Origin of the sequence: Gymnodinialimonas mytili (assembly GCF_037544085.1) — a bacterium.
Taxonomy (GTDB): domain Bacteria; phylum Pseudomonadota; class Alphaproteobacteria; order Rhodobacterales; family Rhodobacteraceae; genus Gymnodinialimonas; species Gymnodinialimonas mytili.
In genome coordinates this window covers 493,337-506,765 of sequence record NZ_JBBIFW010000002.1, presented here as the reverse complement: position 1 = coordinate 506,765, position 13,429 = coordinate 493,337, and the positions used below count along the sequence as shown (strand labels likewise).

Below are 13,429 nucleotides of genomic sequence, written 5' to 3'. Positions count from 1 at the left end.
TGCGCGGAGTATTTGAGAATATATACGAATCATATATGTTCCATATGTAGTCATTTAAAGGAGAGTGACATGGGACTCGTCAAAATCGGCGACAATGTGCACGAACAGGTGCGGCGGGCCAGCACCGTGATGTGCCGGTCGATCAATGCCCAGGCGGAATTCTGGATGAAGATCGGCATGCTGGCCGAGGCGAACCCGACCCTTTCGTTCAACGACATCATCAAATCGGAACTTGCCGCGGCGGATATCGACACGGCGAACGAAGACGCCGCCTAGATGGTCAAAACGCCGGAAGAGTTGGAGTTGATGCGCCATTCGGGCCGGCTGTTGGCCTCGGTCTTTGAGATGCTGGATCAGGCCGGGATCCAGGGCATGTCCACACTAAGCGTCAACAATATGGTGGAGCGCTTCATACTCCATGACCTCGGCGCTCGTCCGGCAAGCAAGGGACAATATGGGTTTGAATTTGTCATGAACAGTTCCCGCAACAACGTTGTTTGCCACGGCATTCCCGGTGCGGATGACATCATCGGCGACGGCGATATCATAAACCTCGACATCACTCTGGAAAAGAACGGGTTTATCGCGGATTCCAGCAAGACCTTTGTCATCGGCGCGGCCCCGCCCGCCGCGCGGCGTCTGGTGCGCGTCGCCCAAAGCGCCATGTGGGAAGGGATACGACAGGTCAGACCCGGCGCCCATTTGGGGGATATCGGCTTCGCGATCGAGCGCTATGCGAAGCGCAAAGGATATGCGGTTGTTCGGGAATATTGCGGGCACGGGATTGGCCGACAGATGCATGAGGCACCGAATGTCTTGAACTTCGGCCGCCGCGGCGCGGGCCTGGCGCTGCGCAAGGGCATGGTGTTCACAATCGAACCGATGGTGAACCAGGGAACACGGCATGTGGCGACCGGCCCCGATGGTTGGACAGTGATGACGCGGGATCGAAAATTGTCGGCACAATTCGAGCACACGGTCGCCGTGACAGACAAAGGCGTGGAGGTGTTGACCTTGCGCCGAGACGAAGCGGCCTTCCTGCGCCGCGCAAGTTAGCGGGAAAGAGAGAACGCCCAATCGGCTAAAAAACGCGGTCGAATGCGAGTCTGACGCCCGGTTCTGCTCACCTCCCCAATTTGGCACCAGCCCCCATCGGTCAAATCACGGATGCGCGGGCTCGGGCGGGACACCGCGAAAGGTCGCTCACAATAAATCCATCCCATCCGCTATGGCCCACGACCGACAACCGAACCACTCACGCCGCTCGCGCGCGCGACGGCACCAACAGCAGGGTGGCCCAAGGTCCAGTATTGACGCGCGGGGCATTCAAAACAGCCCGATAATCAACGAAACAATGCCACCCAACATCGCCAGAAATCCGGCGCCGGTGACGGCTATCCTCGCGCCCTTGTAAATGGCGCTTCCATCGATTTTGTGGATCGTCTCACCGGTCCGTGCCAAGATCGCCATATCCGCAACGCGTTTGAACAACCTTATCTCTTCATCGTAGGCCGCCCTGATCCCGGAATTGCGCTCGTCTGCTTTTAGAATCCGCTTGTCCGGCAAACGCATCTGCTCGGACAGAAACAGGATATCTTCACGGAATTCTCTGCCCAACTCCTCTTCAGACACGGCTTCCAGCACAGGTAATGCGTCTTCAAATGCCTTGATCCCGTCCTCGCCCATCTGACGGACTCTCACCTCAGACAGTATGCGCCGGTTCTCGGCAATGTCGGGGTCTGTTGCACGAATGCCTTCTGCCGTCTGGTCAACCGCCTCCCGCAGCGCGAGGTTTTGCTCCGAAGGCGGAAGCTCATCACTTGCAAGCTGCCGCGTCAGGCTCCCATATACACTGGTGCAATCCATCTCGATCCGCTGCGGATCGTTACCAAACCGATCCAGCATCCGCGTCAGAACCTGCACCTCACGGGAGCGCTCATGAAGTCCGTTGGAGGGGTCGGCCAACACATCTTCCAATGCCCCTTCGACTTGTACCAAGGTCGCCCTAAGAAGCGGGGGCCGCGCCACCTCTGCCACCACCTTCCGAAACAGTCCCACATCTACGTCAAATTCGATGCCTCCAGCCTGGGGCAGCGACTTCGATACAAACGCAAACTGAAGCCGCCGTATCTCTTCCGCCACCGCCTCGGGCCCAGCGGCCCATGTATGATCCGGTATCAGGGCGATGGCCTCCTGCAGATCCCAAGGGAGCGGGTCGCCAGCCATGGCTCGGTGGTACCACTCGGCCCAGAAGACCCAAGGCCCGCCAAATCGCAAGGCATTGCCAGGGTCATTCGCAACAGGCGCAATTATATCTTCCAGCGCAAATGGGCGCGAAATTTCTTCAATCAAAAGCTCTGTGGCGCGCTGTTTAGCATCTGCGTATGCAGCCGTCCGCGACGAAGCGCGAGCAATTATGACTGAACCTGTCGGGGCGTACGCGGCAGCATTAGAAGCCCGGTCGACAGCGTGAAGGGCAGCATTGGACTTATCGGGCGCGTAGGCGACTCGACCGGCAGAACGGGCAGCCGCATATGCCGCACCGTCGGCTACACCGATCCCTGGCACCTCAAAGGATATCGTATTCGCATCCCACTTTGATGAACTTGCAAACTCTGTTTTATCAATCTGCAGGCGAAAGGCCGCGACGCCAGACGTTAGACCAGCACGCAAAGTTGCTAAGGCCAACGCATCTGCGCCGTCAAAGCCACTGACTGACAACCCAAGAGGCAAAACCCGCATCGCCGCGCGCCACGCAACGGCAACACACACACCCCTCGGCTGCCCCTCAAGCCACTCTCCAAACTGTGCGCCGTTTGTGACCGCCATACCTGTCACTTTACCCCAGCTCGCCCCCCTCACAATCCCAATCGCCGCAGGGACTTCCCCCACCCCCCTCAACACGCTACATCCCGTTGAAACCAATCTACGGGCCGCCCTGAATGACCGACCTCGACCGCATCCGCAACTTCTCCATCGTCGCCCATATCGACCACGGGAAATCCACGCTGGCCGACCGGCTGATCCAGCTGACCGGCACCGTGGCGGCGCGCGACATGCAGGAACAATTGCTCGACAGCATGGATATCGAGCGCGAGCGCGGGATCACCATCAAGGCCAACACCGTCCGCATCGAATACCCCGCCAAGGACGGCCATACCTATGTGCTGAACCTGATCGACACGCCCGGCCATGTGGATTTCGCCTATGAGGTCAGCCGCTCGATGCAGGCCGTCGAAGGCTCGCTTCTGGTGGTGGATGCCTCCCAGGGGGTCGAGGCGCAGACGCTCGCCAATGTCTACCAGGCCATCGATGCCGATCACGAGATCGTGCCGGTGCTCAACAAGGTCGACCTGCCCGCCGCCGAACCCGACCGCGTGCGCGAACAGATCGAGGATGTGATCGGGATCGAGGCCCATGACGCCGTCGAAATCTCTGCCAAGACCGGCCTCGGCATCCCCGATGTGCTGGAGGCCATCGTCACCCGCCTGCCTGCCCCCAAAGGCGACCGCGACGCGCCGCTGAAGGCGATGCTCGTCGACAGCTATTACGACCCCTACCTGGGCGTCGTCGTCCTGATCCGCGTCATCGACGGGGTCGTCAAGAAAGGCGACAAGATCAAGATGATGGCCACCGGCGGGACCTACGGCATCGACAAGCTCGGCGTGTTTCGCCCGAAAATGCAGGATATCGAGGCGCTCGGCCCCGGTGAAATCGGCTTTCTGACCGCCTCCATCAAGCAGGTGCGCGACACCCGGGTGGGCGACACGATCACCCATGACAAAAGCGGCACGACCGAGGCGCTGCCGGGCTTCAAACCGTCTCAGCCGGTGGTGTTCTGTGGCCTCTTCCCCGTCGACAGCGCGCAATTCGAAGACCTGCGCGACGCGATCGAGAAACTGGCGCTCAACGATGCCAGCTTTTCCCATGAGATGGAGACCTCTGCCGCCCTTGGCTTTGGCTTCCGCTGCGGCTTCCTGGGCCTGCTCCATCTGGAGGTGATCCGCGACCGGCTGGAACGCGAATACGATATCGACCTGATCACCACCGCGCCCAGCGTGATCTACCACGTCCATATGCGTGACGGCTCCCAGATCGACCTGCACAACCCCGCCGACATGCCCGACCTGACCCATGTCGACCGGGTGGAGGAGCCGCGGATCAAGGCCACGATCCTGGTGCCCGACGAGTATCTGGGCGATGTGCTCAAGCTCTGCCAGGACCGCCGCGGCATCCAGTTGGACCTGACCTATGCCGGGACCCGCGCCATGGTGGTCTACGATCTGCCCCTGAACGAGGTCGTGTTCGACTTCTACGACCGCCTGAAATCGGTGACCAAGGGCTATGCGTCCTTCGATTATCAGATGATCGGCTACCGCGAGGATGCGCTGGTCAAGATGCAGGTGCTGGTCAATGAAGAGCCCGTCGACGCGCTGTCGATGATGGTGCACCGCGACCGCGCCGAGGCCCGGGGCCGCGCCATGTGCGAAAAGCTCAAAGAGCTGATCCCCCGCCACATGTTCAAAATCCCGATCCAGGCCGCCATCGGAGGCCGCGTCATCGCCCGCGAGACCCTGTCGGCCATGCGCAAGGACGTGACCGCCAAATGTTACGGCGGCGACGCCACCCGGAAACGGAAGCTGCTGGATAAGCAGAAGGCCGGTAAGAAGAAGATGCGGCAGTTTGGGAAAGTCGAGATCCCACAATCCGCCTTCATCTCAGCGCTCAAGATGGATGGGTGAGGCGGGCCAGCCCGCCTCAACAGTGGGGGAAAGCGACTTTTGCCTGCAAAAGTCTGCGGCCCCACACAGACGAAATCCGGGCGCACCGCGTGCCCCAACCCGCAGGTCGGCCCCACCCCCTCACCATTCCAGGCGCACCACCAGCCCAAGCCAATCCAAATCCCGCCCGATAAGCCCCGCCATCGACGGGCCTGGGACCGGCGACCCAACCGCTATTCTGCGCACTTTATGGCAGCCCGGTCATCGCTCCGAATGAACGAAGCACCAAGCCTCACCAAATCGCCGGGCCCCGGACAGGCCCGTCGATGGCGGGGCGGGCACGCCCGCTGTTAACCCGCAAAACGTAACGGGTTGCAACAACACGTCGCGCAGTGCCAAGCTTTCGAAATCATTGCGGGCGAGGTCATGTGAAAAAACTCCTCAGTACGATAAAACGTCGGCTAGAAGCGCTGCGCATTTACTTCCGATTTCGCCGGATCATTAGAGACTCGGGCAGCAAGCGCATGACTCTTCCCGAATATGTCGCAAGCATGGAACTTGAGCGCATCGACGCTTTAAAAGTGGGCGTATCAGATTTAGAGAAGGAGATTGAAAGGCTACTCCAAACGCAAAAAAATGGTCGCTCATTTGTTAGAGTAGAACTAGTCCTACTTGGGGGAATTGCATTATACTATTTCGGCATTCAAGGCGGAATACTCTTAGGAACAATATCGCTGGAAATCAGTGTCGGTGCCGTATCAGCTATTTTGCTTCTATTTTCCATTTTTAATGTCTTCTTTTTCTCGAATTCCCAATCGGAATCCATCCAACGCGCATTCATTGTTGCGATAATCGACCAAAACCCTGAACTTGACGCCGCAGGTTTGCTAAGACGGCGATTTGCTCCAATGGTGGAGCCACAGCAACAGCTACGCACAGACATAATGGCCGGAAAATTATCCATCAATCCGTTTAGGGGTGTTCTTTCGATTTTCTCATTTTCTGCCGCCTTAGTAGGACTCGCTGGAATTTTCTTCTTTGCTCATATACCAATTTCAACAGCATGGAGCATCGGGGAGAGCGCGGATTGGCCTATTACAAATATGATTCTCTTAATTCTTGTCATAGTCGGAACGTTATCGCGCACCATATTCGTCTTTGCATTGGACTATTTGAAATTTCGCTTTTCAAACCCTGCACTTGAGCAGAGGTTCTGGGAGAATTATGAAAAAGATGGCTTTGACGTTGCCTACTCCGTCCTAATGGAAGACCTTCGAGACAACGCGTGATTTTCGGGAACCAACGTATCGCGCTGGTGAACTCCATCCTAAAAGGGGCCATGTGCCCGCGGAATTCTAGAGGCGAACAACTCACTGTCCGTGCTCAGCGTTGCCGCCCGGCCGCTAGGCCGGGCAGCGCCCGAACCGCCCCCACGGGGCGGGCGCTTCTCGCCCACCCCTCGGTCCGGTCGCTGCCCTGTGCGAACCACACAACCACCACGCCCAGCCTTGCCCTGTCGCAGCCACTTCGCGCATCCCCCCAATGCGTCGCCTCCTCACGCTCCCGCTCCTCCTCCCCACCTGCGACGCGGGCCCTCTCGGCAACCCGCTGCTCCTGCCCGTGACCGGCCTCGCCACCGCTGTCGAAGAACAGATGCATCGCTAGCTGCCCACATCCAACAACGCCCCCCAAGCTCGGCCACCACCCCCACGCCCAAAAAATCACCCCCATTCCGACGCAGCGTCACATCCGTCCCCTACTTTACGTTAACGTCAACCGCCCCTACCTACCGCGCAGCACGCCACCTCAACCCGACTCACCCGGACACGCCGCAATGTTTCGCACGCTCGCCTCCGCCCTTCTCTTTTCCGCCCTTTCGCTTTCCGCCGCCCAGGCAGTGACAGTCAATGAAATCACGGAGGGGGTCGAATTCGGCGACGCCTTTACCGCGCCCAGCGATTTCACAGGCGCGTCGCGGGTCGAGGCCTTCTCAAATGGCACGCAGGATTTTGAGTATTTCCGGTTTGACACGCTGTTCAGCGATACGACCGAACTGACCTTCACGCTCACCAATCGGGGCGCCGGGTCGAATATGAATATCCGCCTCTCCTCCACGCCGTTCACGATGGCGGAGTGGGATTGGCGCATCACGCCGCTCGTCAACAATGCCGAGCTTTATGCCAACCAGTGGAATCCGACGGACGATTTCACCTTTGTCCTGCCCGAGGATTTCAGCGGCCCGCTTTACGGCTTCGCGCGGTTCTACGGTACACGCTCCGACAGCAGCCTTGTCCTCACGCAGAACGGAACCGCCGCGGTCCAATCGCCCGCGCCCGTCCCGCTGCCCGCCGGTCTGTGGATGCTGATGGCCGGTCTCGGCGGGCTGGGTCTGATGCGGGCGCGGCGTCGGGTGTGACGCCGTCCGCCGCGCCGCCGCTTACTCCTCTTCCAGCTCGTCCTCCACCGCCTGTGCGGTGTTTGTGATGCCTTGACCGGCGGTCTGGACGTCTTCGCCGAGCCCGCCGACCGTCTCACAGGCGGTCAAGGTGAACAGGGCGGCGATCATCAGGATAAAACGAAACATGGCGCGTGGCTCCTTTCCAAAGTGACCGGTCAACGCGCCGTGCCGGGCGACGGTTCCCGCCGGGTCGTGTAGCGCGGCGGCAATCCGCTGCCGCCCCTCGGTCAGGCTCAGCCCCGGTCATCGCAGGGCGTCCCGCCATCTCGGGCCTCACAAATCATCCATCTTCCACTTCACATCCGCCATCTCTTCCCGCACCTTCCGCCGCATCTCCTCCCGCTGCCCCCAGGAGGGCCGCTCCTCGCCCGCGCGCTCTCCATCGCGGAACGCGTCGATCGTCTCCTCGCCATAAAGGAACCCGCCCAGCTTCAGGTGCATGAAGGCGCGCAGGACGTCGTTCATCCGCCCCTGATAGCCCGGCCCGGCGGATTTGAAGAACTTCACCACATCCTCATCGAACCGCACCGTCAGTTGCTTTTTCGCGCTGGTTCTGCGGGTGGCAATCTCGTGCCAGGCCTCCGGGATGCGCCGCTCGTTCATCAGGCGGTTCTGCAAATCCCATTCCAGGCGTTTCATCGCTTCGGACATGTAGAAGTGATGCGCGCGGGCGGTTTTGGTCAGGGGTTTCGGGTCGGGCATATCGGGCCTCGATATCTGAAAACGGGTCCCGACTGTCCTGTGGGGTGGTTAAGGAAGGGTGAAGACCCCGTGTAACTACAGAATAATTACGGATTCACGACAGGTTCACGCCCCCTCAAAACACGGGTCGCAGATCACAGCGCATCCGATGGGTGCCTGCCGCCGTGACCGTTTTTTGTGGCCCCTTCGTCCCCGTCTTGACCCGGATCAAAGACAGGTCAGCCGAACCGTGATCGAGTCCGCCTCATTCGAATTCCAAGCAATGGAGGCCCTTGATGCGGTTGTTTCTTCTCATATTCCTGTTGGTCAGCACCGGCCTTGCGGGCGCGGGCATCACGGCGGTCTTGGCGTCGGGATTGGATGGGACGATGCCGATCATCGCGGCGGCGGCGCTGGGGGCGGTGATCGGGGTGCCGGTGGCGTGGTTGATCACCAAGCGGATCGCCTCTTTGGGCTGACCCCAACGCGCGAAACGTCTCGGATCCGCGGCACGCGCGACGCCGCTCCGCCGGGGTCGATACCCCAAAACAGCAAAGGGCCCGCGCGAAACCGGCGGGCCCAAAACCGTGGCGCGTTGCGGCGCCTATTCTGTGTGGCTTAGTGCCAGGGATGCGACCCGCAGGTGGCCGACACCGTGATGCTCACTTCACCAGCAACCGTCGGACGGCCGCTGTTGTTGGTCACTTCCACGGCCCAGGATTGGGTGCTGCCGGGCTCATCCGCGGTTACGCGCATCGAACCGGTCCAGCCGTCACCCGCCTGATAACCGCCAGCCACCACGTACTGGTGATGAGGGCAGGTCAGAACGACGTCGGTCGTGCCACCGGCGGCGATGACAGGCAGGCTCACAGTCTGGCTGACGACCGTGTGTGCGCTCGCCTGGGTCGCGAATGCCATGGCAGCGGCAACAACGGACAGTTTCAGCATGGTAGAGGTTTTGGACATAAAATTTCCCCAGGGGTAAGTGTTTTAGTACGCATACACTGCGTATTTGATGACCCTGGGTCAACAGAGATTTACGAATTGGTAAGGAATACCGCAAGTTACCGCCGCCGAGCATCACGGGACGGGGACAACATTCTCACGGTTGATGAGCCAATTCCCGGCGCTTTGTCCCGACGCCGTTATTATCATCAAAGCTGCCGGTAAGATCGCGCGAACCAGTCACAAAAGCAATATAATTCATGAGATCCGGTTGCACCGCATCTTGGGCAAGGCAAGCCATTGGGATAGTTCTGTTCTCAAGCGTCCAGGAACGCGCGGCAAGCGGCCTCGAATTCGCGCGGCTTATCGGCATGTAACCAATGACCCGCGCCCGGCAGTTTCGCAAAGCGGGCCTTTGGAAACAGGTCTTTGATGATCGGGCGATGGTCCGGGCGCACATAATCGCTCTCGGCCCCGCTGAGCATCAGAACCGGCCCATCGAAGCGCCCCCGGAGCGTCGGAAAGCCAATGATCGATGGCATATCCGCGTCCAACTGATCCAGGTTGAGACGCCATGTCTTGCCGCGCACATCCAAGGATTGCAGCAGAAACGCACGTATGCCGGGCTCTGAAACGTGCGGGGCCAATTGCGCATCGGCGTCAGCGCGCGCCTCGACCGCGGACAGATCCACGGCGCGCATCGCCTCGATCATACCCGATTGGGTGTGGGTGTAGGCGACGGGCGCGATATCGGCCACGATCAGACGCCGCAGCAGGTCGGGTTGCGTGGCGGCCAAAACCATCGCCGCCTTTCCGCCCATCGAATGACCGATCACATCGGCCACGCCGCCGATATGGGCGATCACATCGGCCAAATCGGTCGCCATTGCGGGATAATCATGGGGCGCCATCCAATCGCTGGCGCCATGGTTGCGCATATCGACAATCACGGTGCGGCGCAGATCGCTTAGCCGTTTGGCGATCACACCCCAATTGCGCCCGGAGCCGAACAGCCCGTGGACGATCAAAACGGGCGGGCCATCACCGTCGCCAAATTCAGAATAGCTCAACATCAGGTCAGCCTATCTTTGGACAATGCTTGAGCCAACCCGGCCTGCGCATTACTTTCGGCAAGCCGCTCGAAACAAAAGCCGATTCGATGGATCCGACACGCTATGCCAGCCTGACAGACGAGCTTCGCGAGATGATCGCGACACGCCTGGGTGTCCGTGCGCGCAGCTTTCCACATGCGGTGCGCAAGGCCCGCCCGATGCTGTCGCATCATGGATGGCAAGCCGCCCAGCACCTGATCGCGATGGAAGATCAACTCCGCCATCCAAAATTGTCGCGGCATATGGCCAACGACGACGTGGAGGCCGCGGCCAATGCCGTGAAGCGGGCCGTGGCGCGGCACCGGCCCGGCGTGCAGATCGGGCGACGCCGGAGTCTTTTGGCCGCTGAGATTGGGTTTCGCATTCTTCTTGTCGTGGGGGCCGGTCTTGCGTTGGTCTACCTGCTCGGCACGACTTAATGCGCGGGTTGGATAAAGGTCCCGTTTCGAAGATCCCGCATCGCCTGCTGTAATTCGGCCTGGGTATTCATAACGATCGGCCCGTGCCAAGCCACCGGCTCGTTGATGGGCGCGCCTGAGATCAGTAGGAACCGTATCCCCGTCTCTCCGGCTTGAACCGTCACCTCATCACCGGTGCCGAAGCGGATCAATGTGCGGTCGCCAGACAGATCGCGGATATTGACCTCCTGCCCCAGAACCTCTTTCTCCAGAAGAACGCCTTGCGGCGCCGAGGCATCGGAAAAGGCGCCCGCCCCGTCGAACACATAGGCGAAGGCGCGGCGGTAAGTGTCGATCTTGAAGGTCTTTTTCACACCGGCCGGGATGCGGATATCCAGATATTGCGGATCCGCCGCGATGCCATCAACCGGACCGCGCTGACCCCAGAACGCGCCCGTGATCACACGCACGCGGGTGCCATCATCGTCGATCACCTCCGGGATGTCGGCCCCCTGAATGTCCTGATAGCGCGGCGCGGTCATTTTCTGCGCACCGGGAAGATTGCCCCAGAGTTGAAAACCATGCATCTGGCCCCTGGCATTCCCCAGCGGCATTTCCTGATGCAGAATGCCCGAACCCGCGGTCATCCATTGCACCGATCCAGGCCCCAGCCGCCCGGTATTGCCCAGGCTGTCGGAATGCTCAACCGTGCCCTCCAAGACATAGGTTATCGTCTCGATCCCGCGATGCGGATGCCAGGGGAAGCCTTTTGCAAACAGGGCCGGATCGTCGTTGCGGAAATCATCGAACAGCAGAAAGGGGTCCAGTTCGGATGGGTCCTGAAACCCGAAGGCGCGATGCAGGTGAACCCCGGCGCCCTCCATGGTGGGCTGCGCCGTGCGCGTTTCAAGAATGGGACGGATCGACATGTTCAAGGCCTCCTTGCGGGGTGTTGCCTTGGCAGGTATGGCACCACGAGGCCTTCGTCCATTCCGCGCGAGGGCACCGGTGATGTGCAATGGCGCGACGCAAATCCAAAACGGCAGACCCGAATGAGGTCTTGGCCCGCATTCATCCAAACCCCGCGCGGCGCGTTGTCGCCGTGGGCATGATCGCCTTTTTGGGGGCATTGCTGTTGACGATTGCGGTTGCCCGACCGCCTGAACTGTTTTCCTGGATGCTGTTCTTGGTGTTCTTCGGGGCGGGGTGCCTCTGGCTGGCTTATGGCATGTGGCAGGCCACCGGGCGCGTCATCGAACTGACCCGCAGCGAATTGCGCGAAGTCGGCGGCCGGATTCTCTGCACTCTCGACAATGTGGCCCGAGTGGACCGCGGCATGTTTGCCTTCAAACCGGCGGGCGGATTTCTGGTGCGCCTGAAAGAGGCGCCGGGGCGCGTTGTGGCGCCGGGCGCCTGGTGGCGCCTCGGCAGGACCCTGGCTCTGGGTGGTGTGACGGCACGACGCGAGGGGAAAGAAGTCGCGGATCTGATGATCATCCTGCTCGTCGAGCGCGGCGAAGAGATCTGATCCGCAAGCGCAAAGTCTTTCTCCGGGCGCCGGAAAACGAATTTTCCGGGCGGAATTCGCGCGAATTCCGCCCTCGCCCGGCCTCCCCGTCCTTGGGCTAGATACCTTTCGCCTGATAGCTCGACGCGACGCGATCGATGGACACCAAGAACCCTGCCGTCCGCAGATCACGCACATCATCCCGACCATGCCAGACCGCGCGCATCGCGGCATAGGCTTCGCGCATCGTGTCGTCGAGACCCGAGCGAACAAGCTCCAACTCCCCGGCACCGCGCAGGTATTTGGTTTTGAAATTCGGCGATAAGGTCCAGTTGATCGAACTGTCTTTCGAAATCCGCTCAAGCTCATCAACGATCAATTGATGCCGCGCCTCTTCCTGGCGCCGCTGCATGCGGCCAAAGCGGATATGGCTCAGGTTCTTGACCCATTCGAAATAGCTGACCGTCACACCGCCGGCATTGGCGTAGAGATCCGGGATGATGACGGTGCCTTTTTCCATCAGGATATCATTGGCCCCGGCCGTCACAGGCCCATTGGCCGCCTCGATGATCAGGGGTGCTTTGACATTCGCCGCATTGCCCAGGTTGATCACGCCTTCCAGAGCGGCGGGGATGAGAATGTCGCAATCGGCTTCCAGGCATACCGAACCGTCTTCGACATAGGTGCCATAGGGATAGCCTTTCACGCCGCCATGTTCGGCGATCCAGTTGCGCAGACCGTCCACGTCGATACCGTTTTCGGCAACCACCGCACCGTCGCGTTCGATCACATGGGTGACGATACAGCCATCCTCTTCCGTCAGGAACTTGGCCGCGTGATAGCCCACATTGCCGAGCCCCTGAACAATCACCCGCTTCCCATCCAGCGAACCGGACATGCCGGCCTTGGCGATATCTTCGGGGTGGCGAAAGAACTCCTGCAACGCATATTGCACGCCGCGACCCGTCGCCTCGACCCGGCCCTGGATCCCGCCCGCATGGGGTGGCTTGCCGGTGACGCAGGCGCGCGCATTGATATCGGTCGTGTTCATGCGCGCATATTGGTCGGCCATCACGGCCATTTCCTTTTCGCCGGTTCCCATATCGGGGGCCGGCACATTCTGCGCGGGATCGATCAGGTCGCGCTTGATCAACTCATAGGCAAAGCGGCGTGTGATCTTCTCGATCTCATCGGCATCATATTCCCGCGGATCGATACATAACCCGCCCTTGGAGCCCCCGAAGGGCGCCTCCACCAAGGCGCATTTATAGGTCATCAGTGCGGCGAGCGCTTCCACCTCGTCCTGGTTGACACCAAGCGCATAACGGATGCCGCCCTTCACCGGCTCCATATGTTCGGAATGAACCGAGCGATAACCGGTAAAGGTGTGGATCCGGCCTCGCAGCTTCACCCCGAACCGAACGGTATAGGTGGAGTTGCACACACGGATCTTCTCTTCCAGGCCGGGCGGCAGGTCCAACAGGGCGGCGGCCCGGTTGAACATAAGGTCGACGGATTCACGGAAACTCGGTTCGTTGGTGGTCATCGTGCGGGCGCTCCTTCCAATCGCCAACACCCCCGCCCGGCTGCCGTAGACGGGCCATGGG

The 13,429-nt window shown here is 60.4% G+C and carries 16 protein-coding genes; 8 read left to right on the top strand and 8 right to left on the bottom strand.

Going from position 1 to position 13,429, the window contains the following annotated elements; translation table 11 throughout:
- The first annotated feature begins 69 nt into the window (after positions 1-69).
- Together V8J82_RS11925 and map are read left to right on the top strand one after the other, a co-directional pair.
- Entirely contained in the window at positions 70-276 is a 207-nt protein-coding gene (locus V8J82_RS11925) for a ParD-like family protein (RefSeq protein WP_339975563.1), read from the top strand.
- Positions 277-1,056 carry a type I methionyl aminopeptidase gene (gene map / locus V8J82_RS11920; protein WP_339975561.1) on the top strand — a complete coding sequence of 260 codons (780 nt, stop codon included), beginning with the start codon at positions 277-279 and terminating at the stop codon, positions 1,054-1,056.
- Between the two features lie 270 nt (positions 1,057-1,326).
- Here map and V8J82_RS11915 read toward each other — a convergent pair whose 3' ends face one another.
- Positions 1,327-2,226: a hypothetical protein gene (locus tag V8J82_RS11915; protein ID WP_339975559.1), complete on the bottom strand. Its 900-nt coding sequence runs from the start codon at positions 2,224-2,226 to the stop codon at positions 1,327-1,329.
- A 716-nt stretch (positions 2,227-2,942) separates the two neighbouring features.
- Here V8J82_RS11915 and lepA point away from each other — a divergent pair.
- Together lepA and V8J82_RS11905 are read left to right on the top strand one after the other, a co-directional pair.
- The gene (lepA, locus tag V8J82_RS11910) at positions 2,943-4,742 is read left to right on the top strand and encodes a translation elongation factor 4 (RefSeq protein WP_339975557.1); all 1,800 of its coding nucleotides are present in this window, start codon (positions 2,943-2,945) and stop codon (positions 4,740-4,742) included.
- 503 nt (positions 4,743-5,245) lie between these two features.
- On the top strand, positions 5,246-6,010 hold the full coding sequence (locus tag V8J82_RS11905; RefSeq protein WP_339975555.1) for a hypothetical protein: 765 nt from the start codon (positions 5,246-5,248) through the stop codon (positions 6,008-6,010).
- Between the two features lie 94 nt (positions 6,011-6,104).
- Here the strand turns inward: V8J82_RS11905 and V8J82_RS11900 are convergent, their stop codons facing one another.
- Positions 6,105-6,413 carry a hypothetical protein gene (locus V8J82_RS11900; protein WP_339975553.1) on the bottom strand — a complete coding sequence of 103 codons (309 nt, stop codon included), beginning with the start codon at positions 6,411-6,413 and terminating at the stop codon, positions 6,105-6,107.
- Between the two features lie 142 nt (positions 6,414-6,555).
- Between V8J82_RS11900 and V8J82_RS11895 the strand changes: the two genes are divergently transcribed.
- Positions 6,556-7,137, top strand: a complete 582-nt coding sequence (locus V8J82_RS11895) for a VPLPA-CTERM sorting domain-containing protein (protein WP_339975551.1) — start codon at positions 6,556-6,558, stop codon at positions 7,135-7,137.
- A gap of 21 nt (positions 7,138-7,158) precedes the next feature.
- Here the strand turns inward: V8J82_RS11895 and V8J82_RS11890 are convergent, their stop codons facing one another.
- Entirely contained in the window at positions 7,159-7,305 is a 147-nt protein-coding gene (locus V8J82_RS11890; protein ID WP_339975549.1) for an entericidin A/B family lipoprotein, read from the bottom strand.
- 147 nt (positions 7,306-7,452) lie between these two features.
- Positions 7,453-7,881, bottom strand: a complete 429-nt coding sequence (locus tag V8J82_RS11885; RefSeq protein ID WP_339975547.1) for a BrnA antitoxin family protein — start codon at positions 7,879-7,881, stop codon at positions 7,453-7,455.
- Positions 7,882-8,156: 275 nt separating this feature from the next.
- On the opposite strand from V8J82_RS11885, the gene V8J82_RS11880 reads away from it, so the two are divergent.
- On the top strand, positions 8,157-8,339 hold the full coding sequence (locus V8J82_RS11880) for a hypothetical protein (RefSeq protein WP_339975545.1): 183 nt from the start codon (positions 8,157-8,159) through the stop codon (positions 8,337-8,339).
- 139 nt (positions 8,340-8,478) lie between these two features.
- Here the strand turns inward: V8J82_RS11880 and V8J82_RS11875 are convergent, their stop codons facing one another.
- Together V8J82_RS11875 and V8J82_RS11870 are read right to left on the bottom strand one after the other, a co-directional pair.
- Positions 8,479-8,808, bottom strand: a complete 330-nt coding sequence (locus tag V8J82_RS11875; protein ID WP_339975543.1) for a hypothetical protein — start codon at positions 8,806-8,808, stop codon at positions 8,479-8,481.
- A 314-nt stretch (positions 8,809-9,122) separates the two neighbouring features.
- The gene (locus V8J82_RS11870) at positions 9,123-9,878 is read right to left on the bottom strand and encodes an alpha/beta fold hydrolase (RefSeq protein WP_339975541.1); all 756 of its coding nucleotides are present in this window, start codon (positions 9,876-9,878) and stop codon (positions 9,123-9,125) included.
- A gap of 86 nt (positions 9,879-9,964) precedes the next feature.
- Between V8J82_RS11870 and V8J82_RS11865 the strand changes: the two genes are divergently transcribed.
- Positions 9,965-10,336 carry a hypothetical protein gene (locus V8J82_RS11865; protein ID WP_339975539.1) on the top strand — a complete coding sequence of 124 codons (372 nt, stop codon included), beginning with the start codon at positions 9,965-9,967 and terminating at the stop codon, positions 10,334-10,336.
- On the opposite strand, the gene V8J82_RS11860 is transcribed toward V8J82_RS11865, so the two are convergent.
- The gene (locus V8J82_RS11860; RefSeq protein WP_339975537.1) at positions 10,333-11,244 is read right to left on the bottom strand and encodes a pirin family protein; all 912 of its coding nucleotides are present in this window, start codon (positions 11,242-11,244) and stop codon (positions 10,333-10,335) included. The two genes, V8J82_RS11865 and V8J82_RS11860, sit on opposite strands and share 4 nt — an antisense overlap.
- 89 nt (positions 11,245-11,333) lie before the next feature.
- On the opposite strand from V8J82_RS11860, the gene V8J82_RS11855 reads away from it, so the two are divergent.
- Positions 11,334-11,843: a hypothetical protein gene (locus V8J82_RS11855; RefSeq protein WP_339975535.1), complete on the top strand. Its 510-nt coding sequence runs from the start codon at positions 11,334-11,336 to the stop codon at positions 11,841-11,843.
- Between the two features lie 97 nt (positions 11,844-11,940).
- On the opposite strand, the gene V8J82_RS11850 is transcribed toward V8J82_RS11855, so the two are convergent.
- Positions 11,941-13,368, bottom strand: coding sequence for a Glu/Leu/Phe/Val family dehydrogenase (locus V8J82_RS11850; protein WP_339975533.1), 1,428 nt, complete (start codon positions 13,366-13,368; stop codon positions 11,941-11,943).
- Positions 13,369-13,429 lie beyond the last annotated feature (61 nt).

Excerpts from the sequence above, each read along its gene's own strand:
- V8J82_RS11880 (WP_339975545.1), top strand. The coding sequence starts at position 8,157 with ATGCGGTTGTTTCTTCTCATATTCCTGTTGGTCAGCACCGGCCTTGCG.
- V8J82_RS11865 (WP_339975539.1), top strand. The coding sequence starts at position 9,965 with ATGGATCCGACACGCTATGCCAGCCTGACAGACGAGCTTCGCGAGATG.
- V8J82_RS11915 (WP_339975559.1), bottom strand. The coding sequence starts at position 2,226 with ATGGCTGGCGACCCGCTCCCTTGGGATCTGCAGGAGGCCATCGCCCTG.
- V8J82_RS11875 (WP_339975543.1), bottom strand. The coding sequence starts at position 8,808 with ATGCTGAAACTGTCCGTTGTTGCCGCTGCCATGGCATTCGCGACCCAG.
- V8J82_RS11860 (WP_339975537.1), bottom strand. The coding sequence starts at position 11,244 with ATGTCGATCCGTCCCATTCTTGAAACGCGCACGGCGCAGCCCACCATG.
- V8J82_RS11870 (WP_339975541.1), bottom strand. The coding sequence starts at position 9,878 with ATGTTGAGCTATTCTGAATTTGGCGACGGTGATGGCCCGCCCGTTTTG.
- V8J82_RS11850 (WP_339975533.1), bottom strand. The coding sequence starts at position 13,368 with ATGACCACCAACGAACCGAGTTTCCGTGAATCCGTCGACCTTATGTTC.
- V8J82_RS11925 (WP_339975563.1), top strand. The coding sequence starts at position 70 with ATGGGACTCGTCAAAATCGGCGACAATGTGCACGAACAGGTGCGGCGG.
- V8J82_RS11855 (WP_339975535.1), top strand. The coding sequence starts at position 11,334 with ATGGCGCGACGCAAATCCAAAACGGCAGACCCGAATGAGGTCTTGGCC.
- V8J82_RS11890 (WP_339975549.1), bottom strand. The coding sequence starts at position 7,305 with ATGTTTCGTTTTATCCTGATGATCGCCGCCCTGTTCACCTTGACCGCC.
- map (WP_339975561.1), top strand. The coding sequence starts at position 277 with ATGGTCAAAACGCCGGAAGAGTTGGAGTTGATGCGCCATTCGGGCCGG.
- V8J82_RS11885 (WP_339975547.1), bottom strand. The coding sequence starts at position 7,881 with ATGCCCGACCCGAAACCCCTGACCAAAACCGCCCGCGCGCATCACTTC.
- V8J82_RS11905 (WP_339975555.1), top strand. The coding sequence starts at position 5,246 with ATGACTCTTCCCGAATATGTCGCAAGCATGGAACTTGAGCGCATCGAC.
- lepA (WP_339975557.1), top strand. The coding sequence starts at position 2,943 with ATGACCGACCTCGACCGCATCCGCAACTTCTCCATCGTCGCCCATATC.
- V8J82_RS11895 (WP_339975551.1), top strand. The coding sequence starts at position 6,556 with ATGTTTCGCACGCTCGCCTCCGCCCTTCTCTTTTCCGCCCTTTCGCTT.